This is a genomic window from Sodalinema gerasimenkoae IPPAS B-353 (assembly GCF_009846485.1).
GTDB lineage: Bacteria > Cyanobacteriota > Cyanobacteriia > Cyanobacteriales > Geitlerinemataceae > Sodalinema > Sodalinema gerasimenkoae.
Window position 1 is genome coordinate 4527036 of record NZ_ML776472.1, and the last position, 16981, is coordinate 4544016.

Consider the following 16981-nt stretch of genomic DNA (forward strand, 5'->3'; position numbering starts at 1 on the left):
TGTTGAATCGTCGTTCATGTCCTTGTTTGTTGCAACCTCTGATATCTCACCGCTGTTAGGAAGTCTCTGGCTTGATATTGCAGTTTTGGGCTTAACTTTGCTCTTGTCTGGATTTTTTTCTGGTTCTGAAACTGCACTTACGGCTTTAACTGATTTTCAGATTCGCTCGTTAATTCAAGAGCCAAATCGCCCTAGATTTGTATTAAATAGTCTACTAGAAAATAAACCTCGTTTTATTATCACTATTTTGGTTGGTAATACGTTGGTCAACAACCTATCGGCGATTTTAACAAGCAATTTATTTAGTATTTGGCTGGGAAATCGAGGGATTGGAGTTGCAACAGCAGTCATTACTTTTTTGGTCTTGACGTTTGGGGAAATTATTCCTAAGTCTGTAGCGATCAATTATGTTCTTCCTATATTTCTAGTCACTGTTCGTCCAATTTATTGGCTTTCTCAAGTTTTATCTCTGTTTCGGATCATTCAACTGTTTGAAGCGATTACCCAGTTTGCGTTAAAGCGATTTACGTCAAAGTCATCTCAAGAGGGAGAATCGTTACGAGATTTACACTTGATGATTGAGGTGTTGGGCGGGAAGGGGAAATTAGATTTTCATAAACATCGACTTCTTAATAAGGCGTTGATGCTCGATAGTTTAAGCGCTAAGGATGTGCTGAAGTCTCGGATCGAAATGCGCACGATCGCCTATGATGCCACCTTACAAGAATTGGTGGATTTATGCTTGGAAACGGGCTATTCTCGGATTCCAGTACAGGAAGAGTCTAAAGATTGCATTTTAGGAATTGTTCACCTCAAACGAGCATTGCAACATCTGCAATCGCACCCCCAGGGAGGCGGCGATCGCGTCACGACGATTATGGATTCCCCCGTCTATATCCCAGAAACCAAACGGGTAGCCGATTTACTTAAGGAGATGTTGCAACAGCGGCTACACCTAGCCATTGTCGTCGATGAGTATGGGGGAACCGTGGGGTTGGTGTCCCTCGAAGACATCCTAGAGGAACTGGTGGGCGAGATTTACGATGAAAGTGATTTTCTCAGCCGCCTGGAACGGGCCAAAAAATTGAGGCCCCCGGCCCCCTCAGATTCTCCAAACTTTCCCGAGGGGCGATCGCCCTAGGTACTGTCATTAACGCTCAAACAGGACTACCAGGGAGTTTACCCCGTCGAACGGGTTAACTCCTGCAATAATAGGCGTTTCCGGCAAATCAACCCTAGCATACTTGCCGAGCATCCATCGCTATTTATTGAGAATGCTAATCCTAAAATTCAATGAGATTAAATAAATCTATCTAAAATTATTGCCAATCTTTCTCAAAAGGTGGCAGTAGCTGCTACGCTAAAGCCAGCACTATTGCAGGTAATTCTCAATAAGCTGTAATAGTGGCTGCGATTCGTCTGAGAATCACTCACCCAGTTCTTTTGTGTAGTCGTGCCATGTCCAACAGTCCTCAAGTCATCTGGCTCAACCCCAACCCAAGTTGGCGGCGGTTTCACCGTCCCCTGATGCGATATCTCTCCAAAACCATGGTGGTGGCCGAGTGGGAATATTGCCAAACCGCTGATGAGCCAAGCTCTCTGGAAGTGGCCCTAAACCTATTGCATGAGTATTTGTGCGATCTCAACCAGCCGGTTCATCTCATTGGCCATAGTACCGGAGGCACATTAGGCCTACTCTATAGTCGCCGCTATCCCGAACGGGTCAAATCCCTCAGCTTATTGGGCGTCGGCTGCCACCCCGCCGTCGATTGGCAAGCTCATTACTATGTCCAACGTCAACTGTTGCCCTGTAGCCGCGAGATGCTCTTAGCGCAGATGGTGCGGTCAATCATCGGGTCCTGTTCTTGGGAAGATACGAAATTGGGGATTAAGATTTTAGAAGCCGACTTAGTGCGATCGCCCTCAGCCCATTCCCTCTACACCCGCGATCGCATCACCCCAGGAGGAGTGGCCGTACCTCTGTTCGTTTGTGGTAGTCGCGGTGATACCATTGTGGACCGGCGACAACTCCAAGGTTGGATGCCCTGGCTCAAACGGGGCGATCGCCTTTGGGAGCATCCCGGAGATACCCATGTCTTCCATTATTTTGACCCCAGTTCCGTGGGCGATCGCATCCGTAGTTTTTGGCAATACCACGCTCAGACGTGCTTTCTCCATTCTCAAGTCGCCTGATCCCGGCACAGACAAACCTCTGAGTTTCTTGACAATTGCAAGAAATTCCTGCGATACATTAAAGGAGTGTGATACTCAATTACTGTAACCTTAGCCTTCATGAAAGACCTCAATCTCGAAAAAACCATCGAACTTCTCAACTCCATTATGGAGTTCGAGTTAGCCGGGGTGGTGCGTTACACCCACTACTCCCTAATGGTTACCGGCCCAAATCGCATTCCCATCGTCGATTTCTTCAAAGCCCAAGCCACCGAGTCCTTGCTTCATGCCCAGCAAGCCGGAGAAATTCTGACCGGAATTGGTGGACATCCCAGCCAACGTATCGCCCCTATTGAAGAAAGTTATCAACACTCTGTCTCAAATCTCCTCAATGAAAGCTTGAACCACGAACAAGCGGCCTTGGATATGTACAAACGACTCTTAGGAACCGTGGAAAATGCCAGCGTTTACCTAGAGGAATATGCCCGAGGCATGATCGGCACCGAAGAACTCCATACCATCGAGTTGAAGAAAATGCTTCGGGATTTTAGCTAGTCAGCAACTGTCTGGACAATCCCCCTCCTTGGCGGTCAACCCAGACTCCAGCCGAACCCGGCCTATAATGACCGAAAGACCCCTTCGACCCAACCGCTAGCTATCGCGATCGCCCATGACTCTGGATTTGACGGCTGCACTCCCCACCTTCGTCATTACCTTACGAGAAGGCTTTGAAGCGGCCCTTGTGGTGGGGATTGTTCTATCCTGTCTGAAAAAAGCAGCGCAACCCCAACTTAACCGTTGGGTGTTTGCCGGAGTTGGGGCAGGAATTGGCGCGAGTGCCTTGGTGGGCTGGCTATTTTATCTAGGGATGGGAGCTATTCGGCGCTCTCAGCATCCCTATACGCCCATCGTGGAACCCCTATTAGAAGGAACGCTCTGTATTATTGCGATTCTGATGCTCAGTTGGATGTTACTGTGGATGACCCAACAGGCGCGATCGCTCAAAGGAGAAATCGAGGGCGCAGTGACGTCAGCCCTAGCCCAAGGCTCAGACCCAGCAAAATCCCTAACCCAAGGGTATGCCGCCGCTTGGGGGGTGTTTAGTCTCGTCTTTATTGCTGTCTTACGAGAAGGCTTTGAAACCGTTGTCTTTATTCTGGCCAAGTTTCAGCAGGGATGGGTTCCCACCCTAGGTGCCGTGGCCGGATTAGCCGGTGCAGCAGGATTAGGGCTGTTGCTGTTTCGCACTGGCGTCAAAATCAATGTGCGTCAGTTCTTCCAAGTCATGGGAATTCTGCTGCTGTTGATTGTCTCCGGGTTAGTCATCTCCGCCCTGAAACACATCAATGGAGCCGTGGACGCGCTCGCCCAGCTACAACCGCAATTTGCCAATTGGTGCGATGTCAATAGTGCCTCTTGCGTATTAGGAGGCCTCGTCTGGGATGCCCACGCCATCTTACCCGATAAAGAATTTCCCGGAATCATCTTAAAAACCCTCTTCGGCTATCGCGATCGCCTCTATGTCGCCCAAGCCATCGCCTATGTCAGTTTTCTGGCCACTGCGGGGTGGCTCTACTTCCAGAGTTTGAGAGGCACGCCCTCAGCCAAACCCAGCCCTTCCCGTCAAGCCGAACCTTAACCCATCACCGCATCTGATCCCGGACTATCTCCACCCTCAGCCTTCTGAGAATTGACCTTTTGGCGAGTCTGCTCTCGCAAGTTGAGTAACGCCTGTCTCACCGGTTGATACTCATTTAACAAGCGGGTGAGCCTCTGTTGATGTTCCGCCGCCGTCGCCTTCAAGGCCCGTTGTTCAAAATCCGAACAGGCTTGAGAGAGTAACGTCGCCCCGAGAGTCGCACTGGTGGACTTGAGAGTGTGAACCAGCCGTTGCACCCGAACCTTATCCTGATCCGCGATCGCCTCGGAGCATTCCGACAGCAATTGTGGCACCTCCTCCAAATAACTCTCGATAACCTCCAAAAACATTTGTGAATCATCCTCTCCCACCAGCAGCCAGAGAGAATCCAACGCCTCAGGATTCAACACCGGCATCTCCTCATCCAGCTCAGACGGAACGGAGACAGGGTTAGGGGGGGTCACAATCGTAACAGTCTCCTCAACTGGAGTCGGAGCCGCTGGCGGAATGATCTCCCCTGTTGTTGGAATAATCTCCTGAGATATCGGGCTACATTGAGCCAAGGCCCGAGCCAACTGCTCGACTCGAATCGGCTTACTCACATAATCATCCATCCCCGCCGCCAAACAGGCCTCGCGATCGCCCTGCATGGCATTGGCTGTCATGGCAATAATCCGGGGTTTCGGGAACGGGAACGTAGCCGCATCCTCCACAATGCGACGCGTTGTTTCCAACCCATCCAACTCCGGCATTTGCACATCCATCAAAATCACATCATAGGGTTGTCGGTGCAAGGCCCCAATCACCTCTAACCCATTGGCAGCCACCTCAGCACGATAGCCCATACGTTCGAGAATCCGTAACGCCACCTTTTGGTTAATGGCATTATCTTCAGCCAACAGAACCCGGAGATTCGACACACCCACTGACCTCAGTTCAGGCTTAGGAGGCGTCAATTTTGTCGGTTTCGCCGCCGGTTGTCCCAGGGCAGCCACCAGCACATCATAGAGTTGGGATTGTTTAATGGGCTTATTGAGGAATGCCACAAAATTGAGACTCTCATAATCCCGACGAATCTCCGGCTTACCAATGGAGGTAAACATCACCAAAGGTAACTCCACCCCTTCGGGCCGTTGACGAATCTTTTTAGCCAACGTCAACCCATCCATCTGGGGCATCTGCATATCCAACACTGCCACATCAAATCGCGCCCCATCTTCTAGTAACACCAACGCCTCCGCCCCCGAGGCCGCCGCAAAGGGCTGCATTCCCCAGAATTGAGTTTGGCGAACCAGAATCTGCCGATTGGTGGCATTATCATCCACCACAAGAATGCGCGCTCGCTGTAAATCCGGTTGAGTTTGGGTGAGATCTCGCAGACGGGAGAGGGCGATCACCCGGGCCGTAAAGGTAAAGGCAAACGTCGATCCCACATTCACCGCACTCTCAACCCACATCCGCCCCCCCATCAACTGACACAGTCGCTGGGCGATCGCCAATCCCAAACCCGTCCCCCCATATTCCCGAGTGGTGGAGGCATCCACCTGACTAAAGGGTTTAAAGAGACGATCTAAGCGTTCTTGAGGAATACCAATTCCCGTATCTCGCACAGAAATTTGGATTTGATGGGTGGGATGCTTCTGATCAATATCCATCGTCGCCGAGAGCGTATCATCCTGAAGCGGTGAAGCCGCCACCGACACCACCACCTCACCCCGAGCCGTAAACTTAATGGCATTGCCCAAGAGATTCACCAAAATCTGGCGCAGCCGCGTTACATCCCCAATGACACTGTGAGGAACCGACGGTTCAATAAAACAGGCCAGTTCAATCCCTTTTTCCGCCGCCCGTGACGCCAACAGATCCAACGCCCCCTCGACGCAAGTGCGTAACTCAAAGGGATGTTCTTCGAGATCCAACTTCCCGGCCTCAATCTTCGAGAAATCCAGGATGTCATTAATAATTGTCAACAGGGCATCGCCACTGGTGCGGATGGTTTCGACAAAATCTCGTTGATCCAGCGTCAGATCCATATCCAACAATAAACCGGTCATGCCAATCACCGCATTCATGGGCGTGCGGATTTCATGGCTCATGGTGGCCAAAAACTCACTCTTGGCCTGGTTCGCCGCCTCTGCCGCCTGACGGGCCTGTTCCAGGGCCAGATTTTGCCCTGCCAGTTGTTCCCGTTGGCGAGTTTCCTGTTCAAGCAGTCGCCCCTGAGCCACCGCAATCCCCACCTGATCCGCCACTGACTCAACTAACTCAATCTCACTTTGCGTCCAATAACGGAAGCGATCGCACTGTTGCAAGACAATTAAGCCATTCACCTGCCCCTTATAGGATGTGCGAACCGCCAACATCGATCTAAGGGAAATCTCTCGGGATAGGGAAGCCAGCGTATTGAGAACCGGGTCCTCAAACACATTACTAACCGGAATAGCGCGATCGCTCCTCAAGACCTTTTCAAGATGGGGATTGCCAATCACCGAGAGGTTTAGGCCAATCGTCGAGGCCGTCCCCTCACTGAGATATTCCGCCATCATCGGGGCATGGGGTTCTGGCTCCTCATCATAGGCATACAACAGACAGCGATCGCCCTTAAGGGTTTCCCCCAACAGGGTACAAGTCGTTTGGCAAATCTCCTGCAAATCTAGTTTGGAGCGGATATCCTGGGTGATGGTGCGCAACAACAAGGCTCGTTTGAAGGAGCGTTGTACCTCTTTTTGAGCGGAATGGCGTTCAATCTCGCCCCCAACCCATTGAGCCATTAAGCGCAATAGCTCACAATCGGCATCAGAAAAGAGACCCGCAGCTCGTGGTTGAGGTGAGCAAAACGAGAGAGTTCCATAGACATCCCCATTGACAAGAATCGCCACCCCAAAATAGGATTGCAAGCCACGCAAACGATGGCCTCCCCCATCTTGCCAGGGGGAATCTTGGATATGTTCGATGGCTAAAATATAGCTGATATCCTGATGCCGGCGGATTTCGTCTAGGAGAATGCCATCAAAGGTTTCGGCAAGATTAAAACTATCCCCTGGAACCGGGGGAATCAGGGCCCGGTCTGGGATATAAACCGATAACAGTTCATAGCGATCGCCATCAACCCGGCCAATGGTGCCAATATCCATCTTGAAGCGTTCCGCCCCCATGCGCACCACTTGGTCAAGACGGGTTTCAAAGTCTAAATTCTGATTCGCCGTCACCTCATAGAGGGAGCGAATCGTGGCTTCACTCTCCCGCAACCGCTGTTCAGCCTGTTGGCGTTCCATCACCTCCGCCTGAGCCTGAGTATAGAGTTGGGATTGGCCGATGGCGATGGCCACCTGGACACTCAGTTGTTGGAGTAACTCAATTTCCGAGCTTTGCCAAGGCCGGGGTTGACGACATTCATGAGCCACCAACAGGCCCCAGAGTTGACCTCGTTCTTCCCCAGATGGGTTGTCCTGGGGACATTGGTTAAGAACCACAGGAACCACGAGATTGGCCCGAACCTGAAGTTGACGCAATAAATTGCGATGACACTCATCGAGGGAAACTGCCTCAATATCGTCAATGGAACTAATACGTCCCTGACGATAGGAGTTCACATAATTCCCCCGGAAACAGGGGTCTTCAATGGTGCGGTTCAACAGTTGCAAACAGCCGGGTTCAACGGATTCGACAACAATTTGGCCACTCCAATCGGCATTAAATTGATACAGTACCACCCGATCCGTATGCAGAAACTCCCGCACCTCTTCGACGGAGGTTTGCATCACCGATTCCATATCCAGGGATTGACGGATGCGTTGGGAAATCATCGAGAAGAGACGTTCCCGTTGCAGTTGTCGTTCTAGGGCCGCTTCGGCTAATTTGATATCACTGACATCCTCGGCAATTCCCACAATGCGATAGATGTGATCAGCCTGATCTCGTACCGGGAAGGCGCGGGCCCGAATCCAACGTAAGGTTCCATCGGAGTTGAGCAGACGATATTCCCGACTGTAATGGTCTGAAACCGGGTTTCTTAAGTCAGCCGCAAGGCGATCGCGATCCTCGGGGTGAATCGCCTCAATAAATTTCCTGGGATTTTCATAGAGTTCAGTGGCTGAATGGCCCCACAATCGTTCATAGGCGGGACTCACATAGAGAATCCGCAACGTCTCGGGATCACTAATCCAGAACACACTATCAATGTTCTCAGCGAGCTGTCGGAAGCGTTCCTCACTCTCTTGCAACGCCGTTAACATACCGCGAGACTCAGTGACATCCCGACAGGCGCAGACTAATAAGCCATCTTCCGTCAAGGATAGAGAAATTTCCTCCCAAAAGAGACTTCCATCTCGACGTTGCGCCAGAATATCCCCGCGCCAATGGCGATCGCTCTCCAATATCGGGCAAATCTCCTCTTCAATGCGTGTGATTTCTTCTAGGGGGTAGAGACGATGCCAGGTTTGACCCATTAAGTCTTCAGGACGGTCATAGCCAAATAACTCAACATGAGCTTGGTTGAGATAGAGATAGGTCCCTTCATCGGCGTTGAGCAGAGCAATCCCATCCATGGCCGACTCAATGGCCAGGAATTGACGACGCAGGCTTTCTTCATTCTGCTTGCGTTCGGTGATACTTAAACCCGCACCGCGAAAGCCTTTGACATTTCCCTCCTCATCCAACAGGGGAATCCCATTGACTTCCTCCCAGACAACCGTCCCATCGGGGAGACGATCGCGGTGTTCGACCTTAAACCCATTCCTCTCTAGGATGGCTTGGTCTAGAACCCGTTGCACCTTGGGGATATCCTCAACGACCATGAACTTAAACAGGGTTTCTCCTAAGACTTGAGCCGAGGGGTAGCCTTTAACCGTCAGTACGCGATCACTGACAAAGGTATAACGGCCCTCTAAATCAACCTCCCAGAGATATTCCCCAGCCGCCTCCGAGACATCCCGAAACCGTTGTTCACTCTCCCGCAGGGCCGTCTCTGTGCGCACGCGATCGCGACTATCCCGCGCAAAGGCACAATTCAACTCCGTCTCGCCTAAATGCACATAATTCGCCGTAATCGCCATGGGAATTTTCTCCCCATCCGCCGCAATATGGAAGGCTTCCAACTGTAACGAAGACCGTTCTCGCAACCCTTGCCAATGCTCGTCCCACCGCTGAGGCGTCATGGTCGGATCAAGGTCAAAAATGCGTCGGGACAGGAGTTGGGAGCGACTATACCCTAAGACCTGACAGGCGGCATCATTAACATAGGTAAAATTGCCCTCACGGTCGAGCCAAAACACCAGATCCGCACAAGCATCCACCGCAAACTGGGTTAAGCGTAATCCCTCCTCCGTGCGTTGGCGTTCCGTCACATCACGAAAATTCCAAACCCGGCCAACAATGCGATCGCCGATAATCTGGGGTTGGGAATACCGCTCAAACACCCGTCCATCCTTGAGGCGAACTTGATCAAAGCTCTTCTGTTCAGGATGCTCTAACAGAGAATCAATTTGTTGTTTAAAAGCGTGAGGATCACACAGGAGCGGTTCAATGGCCCCTAGAACTTTCAACCCATCCCGTTTCGCCAGCAGGGAACTCGGCAACCCCCACATTTCTTGAAATTGACGGTTATAGGTAATAATTTCTAAGTTTTGGTCCGCCGCCACAATCCCATCCGCTGTCGAGTCAAAGGTCGCTTGCAACAGGGCCGAAAACTCAGAACGCTCGGCTTCAATGCGCTCCCGCTCCTGGATTTCATGGGTCAGTTGTTCGTTGGCTTGGGACAGTTCAGCCGTGCGATCGCGAACCCGAGCCTCTAAATCCGCATAGGCTTGATGGAGTGCCTCTTCTGCCTGTCGTCGTTGGGTAATATCTTGCACTAACGAGGCCACCCCAATCACTTCTCCCTGGCGATTCACAATCGGGGTGTTGTACCATTCACACCAGAGCAGCTCTCCATCTCGATTGACATTGCTGTTGGTACTGCGACTGCCTCCCGCTTGTTGCAAGAGAGCTGACCAAACTTCATCGACATGGGAGCGATCCGTTTCGGGGATGAGAATCTCACTGGCGTGTTTTCCCAACACCTCAGCTTGGCCGTACCCAAACATGACTTCAGCCGCCCGATTCCAGGCTACTACACAAAAATTACAGTCCCACTCAATCACGGCGATCGAACTTTGTTCGACAAACAGACGCAGTTTTTGCAGAGCAGACAAAGACTCTGACATGGGGTCATCTGGAGTGGCAGGGATCATAATAGACTCGGGACGGGATGAGAGGGAAGAATTCTGACGTTGACGTAGATGCAGCGCCCCCAGGGCCAGGACTCCCCCCAAGACCGTCAATCCTAGGGAGCCAATGAGCAGTCCAGGAGTTCCCACCCCCAAGGCCCCGAGCCAGGAGTCTTGCGCGAGCATCAGAGCCAATACGGTCACGTAGATCATGAAGACTTCAGTTGGCATCGCAAAACAACAGGACAGGGATTGGCCATGAGGTTAAGGTTCACAAAACGCCATGACCCCTCGGGGGGACAAGTTGTAAAACCGCCGTCGCAAAACCACTGACGAACGTTAGACATCAGAGCATTAGACATCGGAACATTAGAAGAGGTCGGTTTCCGCACCACCGGGACTCGCTAAATCATCATCCCACTCCTCCTCATCATCCACCGCATCTAAGGGAGGAAGGCTAAACTTTGAGGAATCTTCCCCCGCCTCAAGGGCCATTGGGGAGGCTGTAGATGCCGAGGGAATTGCCTCCAAGATAGCATCCAAGACTCGGGCCACGGGAATTAAGGTTAAGCCTAACTCAGGGGGGTTTTGTCCTTTAGGAATGATAGCCCGTTTGAATCCCAGTTTAGCTGCTTCCCGTAACCGTAATTCTAATTGAGAGACCTGGCGGACCTGTCCCCCTAATCCCACCTCCCCAATCAGAACCGTATGGGGGTCCACCAGGCGATCGCGAAACCCTGACACCACGGCGATCGCCACTCCCAAATCCGCCGCCGGTTCCTCCACACGAATCCCCCCCACCGAGGCCAAATAGGTATCTAACTTAGACAGGGGAACCCCCACCCGTTTCTCCAACACCGCCAAAATCTGTTGTAAGCGATTACTATCAATTCCCGTCGCACTGCGGCGAGGGGAGCCAAAACTAGCGGGACTCACCAGGGCCTGTAACTCCACTAAAATCGGCCGCGTCCCCTCGCAGGCCACCACCGTACAGGTCCCTGAAACCGTCTCATCCCGACTTCCCATAAACAGTTCCGAGGGGTTGGACACCTCCCGCAACCCATTGGCAATCATCTCAAACACCCCAATCTCATGGGTTGCCCCAAAACGATTTTTCATCGATCGCAGAATCCGGTGACTGGCGAAGCGATCGCCCTCAAAAAACAACACCGTATCCACCAAATGTTCTAACACCCTTGGCCCGGCGATCGAGCCATCTTTGGTCACATGGCCCACCACAAACAGCGTGATATTTTCCCGTTTTGCCACCTGCATCAACGCCGACGTACATTCACGCACCTGAGCCACCGAACCTGGTGCCGACGTTAGGGAGGAAAAATAAATGGTTTGAATACTATCAATGACCGCAAAATCTGGTTTTAATGACTCCAACTCCCGTAAAATCGCCTCTAAATCCGTCTCCGGCAACAGAAAAAAGTTCGGTTCCACCGCCAGGGACCCCTCCCCCAAGCCAGCCTCTCCCCCTTGAGGTGAGTTAGATTCGCGCACCCTCCCCCCCGAGGGCGATCGTGAAGCCTGCGGGGACCGCAACCGTGAATCCCCCGCCTGTCCCTCTACATACTCCCCCTCAGCCGCCTCAGACGCCTCAACATGAGGATGGCCATCCAGGAGTCGCTGGGCCCGTAACTTAATCTGTTGTCCCGACTCCTCCGCTGATACATACAGCACTCGCAACCGTTGGGCCAAACCACTGGCCGTTTGCAGCAACAGGGTTGATTTACCAATCCCCGGTTCTCCCCCAATCAACACCAAAGATCCCGGAACAATCCCACCCCCAAGAACACGATTGAGTTCCTCATACCCCGATGAGATCCGAGTCACCGAAGCCTCAGCAATTTCCGATAAGCGAATCGAGGCCCGAGGTTGTCCCCCCGGCTTTTCCCCCTGCGTAACGCCGAGGTTACGGTTCCATGCCACCGCACTCGCCGGACGAGTCGTCGTTAGCGCCTCAACCGGTTCCGTTTCCACTAACGAGTTCCAGGCCCCACAGTTCGTACAACGACCAAAATATTGAGGAAACTCAGCACCACATTCCTGACAGACATAAATCGTACGAGGCTTTGCCATAATGACGCAGTGAGTGGGGACAGGGGCAGCCACCCTCAGTCATCCTGAGAGTAGTAGAACTGATCACAAAACCCTGAAAGATAACCCTAGACAGGATTTCAACTTGATTCTCAACTCCGATGGGGTAGTATCTTATAGTGTACGGTAACCAACTTTATCAAAACAAAGGTTCGTTTAAGAGGCTTGAAGGACATTGGATAGTCAAAAAGAAAAAATTCTCGTTGTTGATGATGAAGCCAGCATCCGTCGCATTCTAGAAACCCGCCTCGCCATGATTGGCTACGATGTGGTGACAGCGGCTGATGGTGAAGAAGCACTCGACACCTTCCGCGACAGTCAACCCGACTTGGTGGTGTTAGATGTGATGATGCCAAAACTCGATGGCTATGGTGTTTGTCAGGAACTCCGCAAGGAGTCCGATGTACCCATTATCATGCTGACAGCTCTCGGGGATGTGGCCGATCGCATCACGGGCCTAGAGTTAGGGGCTGATGACTACGTGGTCAAACCCTTCTCGCCCAAAGAACTTGAAGCCAGGATTCGCTCGGTCTTACGACGAGTGGATAAAATCAATAGTACGGGCATCCCCAGTTCTGGCGTCATCCAAGTTAACACCATCCGCATAGACACTAATAAACGCCAGGTGTATAAAGGCGATGAGCGCATCCGTCTAACGGGGATGGAGTTTAGTTTATTAGAGTTGCTAGTGAGCCGCTCTGGGGAACCCTTCTCCCGCTCCGAAATTCTCCAAGAAGTCTGGGGGTATACCCCCGAACGTCATGTGGATACCCGTGTGGTAGATGTTCATATCTCCCGACTCCGGGCCAAACTCGAAGAAGACCCCAGCAACCCCGAGTTAATTCTCACTGCCCGAGGAACCGGGTATCTTTTCCAACGCATCATCGAACCGGGAGAAGAGTAGGGGAGGAGGGAACAGGGAACAGGGAACAGGGAACAGAAAAGACGTAGGGGCGCGCCCTGGTCACTGAGCGATAGTCGAAGTGGTGGATGCCCTAGGCAATAGGCAATAGGCAAGCTTTCCCCTCCCCCTCCTCTACCTCTGTGTCCTCGGGCAACCACAAGGGATTGCCCCTACGTGGTTCCCCTCCTGCCTACTGCCTACTGCCTTCTTCTCCCCTACTGCGTTCTTCTCCCCTGTTCCCCATGTCCGACACCAACGCCCTATTACGACAACTGCCCATTGTAGTGGGGTCTCTCAGCGGGACTCTACTACTTGTGAATCGTCTCTTAACCGACAACCTAACCACCTGGCAAGTGCGTTCCGATGTCTTAGGGGCGATTGTCTGTGCTGTCCTAATTTTGACGGGATTACTCTGGCAACGGGTACAACCCAAACTCCCAGACTCAGTCATGTTGCAGGGCGAAGAAGGATTAGAATTAGCCTCAGACCTACCCGAAACCGTGCAGCGGGAGTTAGCCTGGTCTTCTCAGTTATTACTAACCAACACCGTCACCAAAACCCTAGTGGTGTGGTATCAGGGACGAGTCCTCATGCGCCGTGGCATTTTGGCAGAACAGACCACCGTGGAGTTAGGGGCGATCGCCCAACGGGCCCTACAAACCCAAAAACCCATCTATCTCGTCAAACTAGACCTCTACCCCGGTCGCATTGAATTTAATTATTTACCGATTAACACACAAGGAGTAATTTGTCAACCCATTGGCGCCAAAGGGTTAATGATTTTGGGAGCCAACGCACCGCGCAGTTACACCAAACAAGATGAAACCTGGATTGCCGGAATTGCCGAAAAGTTGTCGGACACCCTACAACGTCACTCTGGCACAACGAGTCAAAACTAGATTCCCCAGTCCCTAGCCACTTACGGTACGCCCTTACGTCTTTCCCCTCCTGGGAGGGGCAGGGGTGGGTTCCCCTCTTGCGAGCTTGCCTTCTCCCCCCTACTGCCTACTGCCTGCTGCCTACTGCCTGTTTTTCCCTACTGCCTGTTTTTCCCTACTGCCTGTTTTTCCCTACTGCCTGTTTTTCCCTACTGCCTGTTTTTCCCTACTGCCTGTTTTTCCCTACTGCCTGTTTTTCCCTACTGCCTGTTTTTCCCTACTGCCTGTTTTTCCCTACTGCCTGTTTTTCCCTACTGCCTGTTTTTCCCTACTGCCTGTTTTTCCCTACTGCCTGTTTTTCCCTACTGCCTGTTTTTCCCTACTGCCTGTTTTTCCCTACTGCCTGTTTTTCCCTACTGCCTGTTTTTCCCTACTGCCTGTTTTTCCCTACTGCCTGTTTTTCCCTACTGCCTGTTTTTCCCTACTGCCTGTTTTTCCCTACTGCCTGTTTTTCCCTACTGCCTGTTTTTCCCTACTGCCTGTTTTTCCCTACTGCCTGTTTTTCCCTACTGCCTGTTTTTCCCTACTGCCTGTTTTTCCCTACTGCCTGTTTTTCCCTACTGCCTGTTTTTCCCTACTGCCTGTTTTTCCCTACTGCCTGTTTTTCCCTACTGCCTGTTTTTCCCTACTGCCTGTTTTTCCCTACTGCCTACTGCCTACTGCCTTCTCCCCCATGAAACCCTCTCGGGTCAACACTCGACTCCTGCTGCTACTCCTCGGAGGAAGCCTATTACGGCTGCTTACCCTGGGGGACAAAGCCCTATGGCTCGATGAAGTGCTAACCGCCATCTTTAGCTTCGGGCGAGAGATGGCCGATATTCCTCAGGGTCAGTTTTTCTCCGTCTCAGACTTGCCTGTGCATCTGAGTCTTAACCCCGATGCCAGTTGCCGTGAGATTGCCACAACCCTCGCCCGTGAGTCCACCCATCCGCCGCTGTTTTTCTGCTGGCTTCAGCAGTGGTTGCGGCTGTTAGCCCCCCTAGGATTGTCCTTGGCCGATGAGTTGCGATCGCTGCCGGCCCTGTTTGGCGTACTGCTCATTGGGGCCATGTACTGGCTCAATCGGCTGGCCCTATCCCCCCAAGCCGGACTCCTAACAGCAGGATTGGTGGCGGTGTCTCCCTTTGCCGTCTATCTCTCTCAAGAAGCCCGCCACTATACCCTACCCTTGCTGCTGATTAGTCTCAGTTTAGGGGCCTTGCTGTCTTGGATTCGTCGCCGTTTGGGCGATCGCCCCCTCAACATTGGCACTCGTCCCCTCTGGGTGATATGCCATAGTATCGGTCTCTATAGCCATTACTTCATGGCGATCGCCTATCTGGCCCAAATGGCAACCTATATCACCCTACGTCTGGGCTGGAACCGTCTCAGTTGGACTCACTCATCAACGCCAACGTCTCACCGCTTCTCCAAATCGGACCTGGCAGATCTGATAACGTTGACGCTGCCGGGCTTGCTCTTTCTCCCCTGGCTCTCTCAACTGAGTCAACATCTGCAACGCTCAGAAACCGACTGGTTCCAACCCTTTGAACCCAGTTGGACGGATCATCTCGCCCCCCTGGGGCAAACCCTAGCCAGTTGGGTGGTGATGTGGGTTACCCTTCCCATCGAACAACAACCCTGGGCGATCGCCATCCCCAGTGGACTAGCCATGCTGGGCATCACCGCCTGGCTGGCCCGGATGACATGGCAGGGAGGACAACGGCTGTGGTCTGAAAAATCCCGCCGCCTACCGCTACTGCTGTTTCTCCTCGTCACTGCCTGGACGCTGCTCGGATTTGCCATCCTCGTCTATGGCTTCGGGAAAGATATCACAGTCGCCCCACGCTATCACTTTGTCTATTATCCCAGCCTCTGTGCCTTAGTGGCTGCTGCTCTCAGCCGCCATGACTCCCGGAAAATTCCGGCGATCGCCCTGGTGGTCGGCCTAATCAGTAGCCTCGTAGTAATTTCCGGTTTCGCCTTTGAGAAACCCTATCAGCCCCGTCACATTGCCCAACAACTGACGCGATCGGCCTCCATTCCCTTAGAAGTGGTTATCGGCTATGAAAACAGCCAAGAAATCGCCCTAGGGCTAAGTTTTGCCCTCGAACTCCCTCCCCCAACTCAGATGGCGTTCCTCAGTCGTCAACAGGGCTATGAACAAACCTGGCAGCATCTGGCCCAACTGCCCCACTCAGTCGAAGTCCCAGACACCCCCTCCTCGGCCGCTGAATGGGATTTATGGATTATCGCCCCAGGATTACGGGAAGCCGAATATCCGCCACAGCTACTGCGTCAAGGGTTAGGGTGCGATCGCATCCCCGATGAGTATTACCGTCTCGGGATTCCCTACCAACGGTATCACTGTCAGCATCCTGGAGTCTGATTAGAATAGAAAGGAGAGCCTAGGGCCTGCACCCGATTTAACTATGTTTGTTCAAAAATCCTCTTATGAAAACGCGATCGCTCGCTATTGCGACACGCCAGACACTCTGGAGTTGCTGCGACAACATCGCCCGTACCTAGAGGCGATTCCCAGTCTGCGGCGGCCAGACGAGAGCCTAATTTTACTGCCCTTCCCCTTGGTGCGGTTACGAGAACCCCTCAGTCAACGGGGTTTAAGTGGCCTAGATATTCGTGCCGGAGAAACGGTGTGTTTGCCCTGTGAGTTGGGAATCATCATGTGTGAACCCGATTGGCAGGTGAAAGTCGGGGTCGAGATTTTCATCCTCATTCACCGCCCTCAGGAAGACTTCTCGGATTTACTGCTACGCTGGCGACAAACTCAAGTGTTGCTCGATCGCGGCTATGAATGGGTCATGCCCTATCGCTATCGTCACATTTACAGTGAAGCCGCTCAACGAATTTTTCCCCTGTTTGTTCTCTTTGAAGAAACCCCCATGCACATCAAACGGGGGTTAGACGGTGCGGCTCTCCCCTACGTCATTGAACCCAGCCCGGTTCAAGAGTCGGAGTTGGAAGAGGAACTGTTTTCGACGGAAAGTCCTATGTTGTAGTCAGTTCGGGCGCTTCG

The 16981-nt window shown here is 52.3% G+C and carries 10 protein-coding genes; 8 read left to right on the forward strand and 2 right to left on the reverse strand.

Annotation, left to right across the window (positions count from 1 at the left end):
• Positions 1–16 precede the first annotated feature (16 nt).
• The 4 genes from L855_RS19725 to L855_RS19740 all read left to right on the forward strand — a co-directional run bounded on the left by L855_RS19725 (position 17) and on the right by L855_RS19740 (position 3811).
• The gene (locus L855_RS19725) at positions 17–1141 is read left to right on the forward strand and encodes a hemolysin family protein (RefSeq protein ID WP_159790643.1); all 1125 of its coding nucleotides are present in this window, start codon (positions 17–19) and stop codon (positions 1139–1141) included.
• A gap of 317 nt (positions 1142–1458) precedes the next feature.
• Entirely contained in the window at positions 1459–2193 is a 735-nt protein-coding gene (locus L855_RS19730) for an alpha/beta fold hydrolase (protein ID WP_159790644.1), read from the forward strand.
• Between the two features lie 99 nt (positions 2194–2292).
• Positions 2293–2727 (forward strand): ferritin-like domain-containing protein, encoded by a 435-nt coding sequence (locus tag L855_RS19735; protein WP_159790645.1) that lies wholly within the window; start codon positions 2293–2295, stop codon positions 2725–2727.
• A 121-nt stretch (positions 2728–2848) separates the two neighbouring features.
• Positions 2849–3811, forward strand: coding sequence for an FTR1 family iron permease (locus L855_RS19740; protein WP_159791212.1), 963 nt, complete (start codon positions 2849–2851; stop codon positions 3809–3811).
• Here the strand turns inward: L855_RS19740 and L855_RS19745 are convergent.
• Together L855_RS19745 and radA are read right to left on the reverse strand one after the other, a co-directional pair.
• A complete protein-coding gene (locus L855_RS19745; protein ID WP_159790646.1) occupies positions 3808–10248 on the reverse strand; it encodes a PAS domain S-box protein in 6441 nt (2146 codons plus the stop codon). The two genes, L855_RS19740 and L855_RS19745, sit on opposite strands and share 4 nt — an antisense overlap.
• A gap of 138 nt (positions 10249–10386) precedes the next feature.
• Positions 10387–12105, reverse strand: a complete 1719-nt coding sequence (gene radA / locus L855_RS19750) for a DNA repair protein RadA (protein ID WP_159790647.1) — start codon at positions 12103–12105, stop codon at positions 10387–10389.
• A gap of 193 nt (positions 12106–12298) precedes the next feature.
• Here radA and rpaB point away from each other — a divergent pair, with 193 nt between their 5' ends.
• The 4 genes from rpaB to L855_RS19770 all read left to right on the forward strand — a co-directional run bounded on the left by rpaB (position 12299) and on the right by L855_RS19770 (position 16964).
• Positions 12299–13027, forward strand: coding sequence for a response regulator transcription factor RpaB (gene rpaB / locus L855_RS19755; RefSeq protein ID WP_068787930.1), 729 nt, complete (start codon positions 12299–12301; stop codon positions 13025–13027).
• A gap of 242 nt (positions 13028–13269) precedes the next feature.
• Positions 13270–13926, forward strand: coding sequence for a cofactor assembly of complex C subunit B (locus L855_RS19760; RefSeq protein ID WP_159790648.1), 657 nt, complete (start codon positions 13270–13272; stop codon positions 13924–13926).
• Between the two features lie 712 nt (positions 13927–14638).
• Complete coding sequence (locus tag L855_RS19765) at positions 14639–16333, forward strand: glycosyltransferase family 39 protein (RefSeq protein WP_159790649.1); 1695 nt, start codon at positions 14639–14641, stop codon at positions 16331–16333.
• A gap of 43 nt (positions 16334–16376) precedes the next feature.
• Positions 16377–16964, forward strand: coding sequence for a hypothetical protein (locus L855_RS19770; protein ID WP_159790650.1), 588 nt, complete (start codon positions 16377–16379; stop codon positions 16962–16964).
• Positions 16965–16981: the final 17 nt, after the last annotated feature.

Excerpts from the sequence above, each read along its gene's own strand:
- L855_RS19725 (WP_159790643.1), top strand. The coding sequence starts at position 17 with ATGTCCTTGTTTGTTGCAACCTCTGATATCTCACCGCTGTTAGGAAGT.
- L855_RS19730 (WP_159790644.1), top strand. The coding sequence starts at position 1,459 with ATGTCCAACAGTCCTCAAGTCATCTGGCTCAACCCCAACCCAAGTTGG.
- L855_RS19735 (WP_159790645.1), top strand. The coding sequence starts at position 2,293 with ATGAAAGACCTCAATCTCGAAAAAACCATCGAACTTCTCAACTCCATT.
- L855_RS19745 (WP_159790646.1), bottom strand. The coding sequence starts at position 10,248 with ATGCCAACTGAAGTCTTCATGATCTACGTGACCGTATTGGCTCTGATG.
- radA (WP_159790647.1), bottom strand. The coding sequence starts at position 12,105 with ATGGCAAAGCCTCGTACGATTTATGTCTGTCAGGAATGTGGTGCTGAG.
- L855_RS19760 (WP_159790648.1), top strand. The coding sequence starts at position 13,270 with ATGTCCGACACCAACGCCCTATTACGACAACTGCCCATTGTAGTGGGG.
- L855_RS19765 (WP_159790649.1), top strand. The coding sequence starts at position 14,639 with ATGAAACCCTCTCGGGTCAACACTCGACTCCTGCTGCTACTCCTCGGA.
- L855_RS19770 (WP_159790650.1), top strand. The coding sequence starts at position 16,377 with ATGTTTGTTCAAAAATCCTCTTATGAAAACGCGATCGCTCGCTATTGC.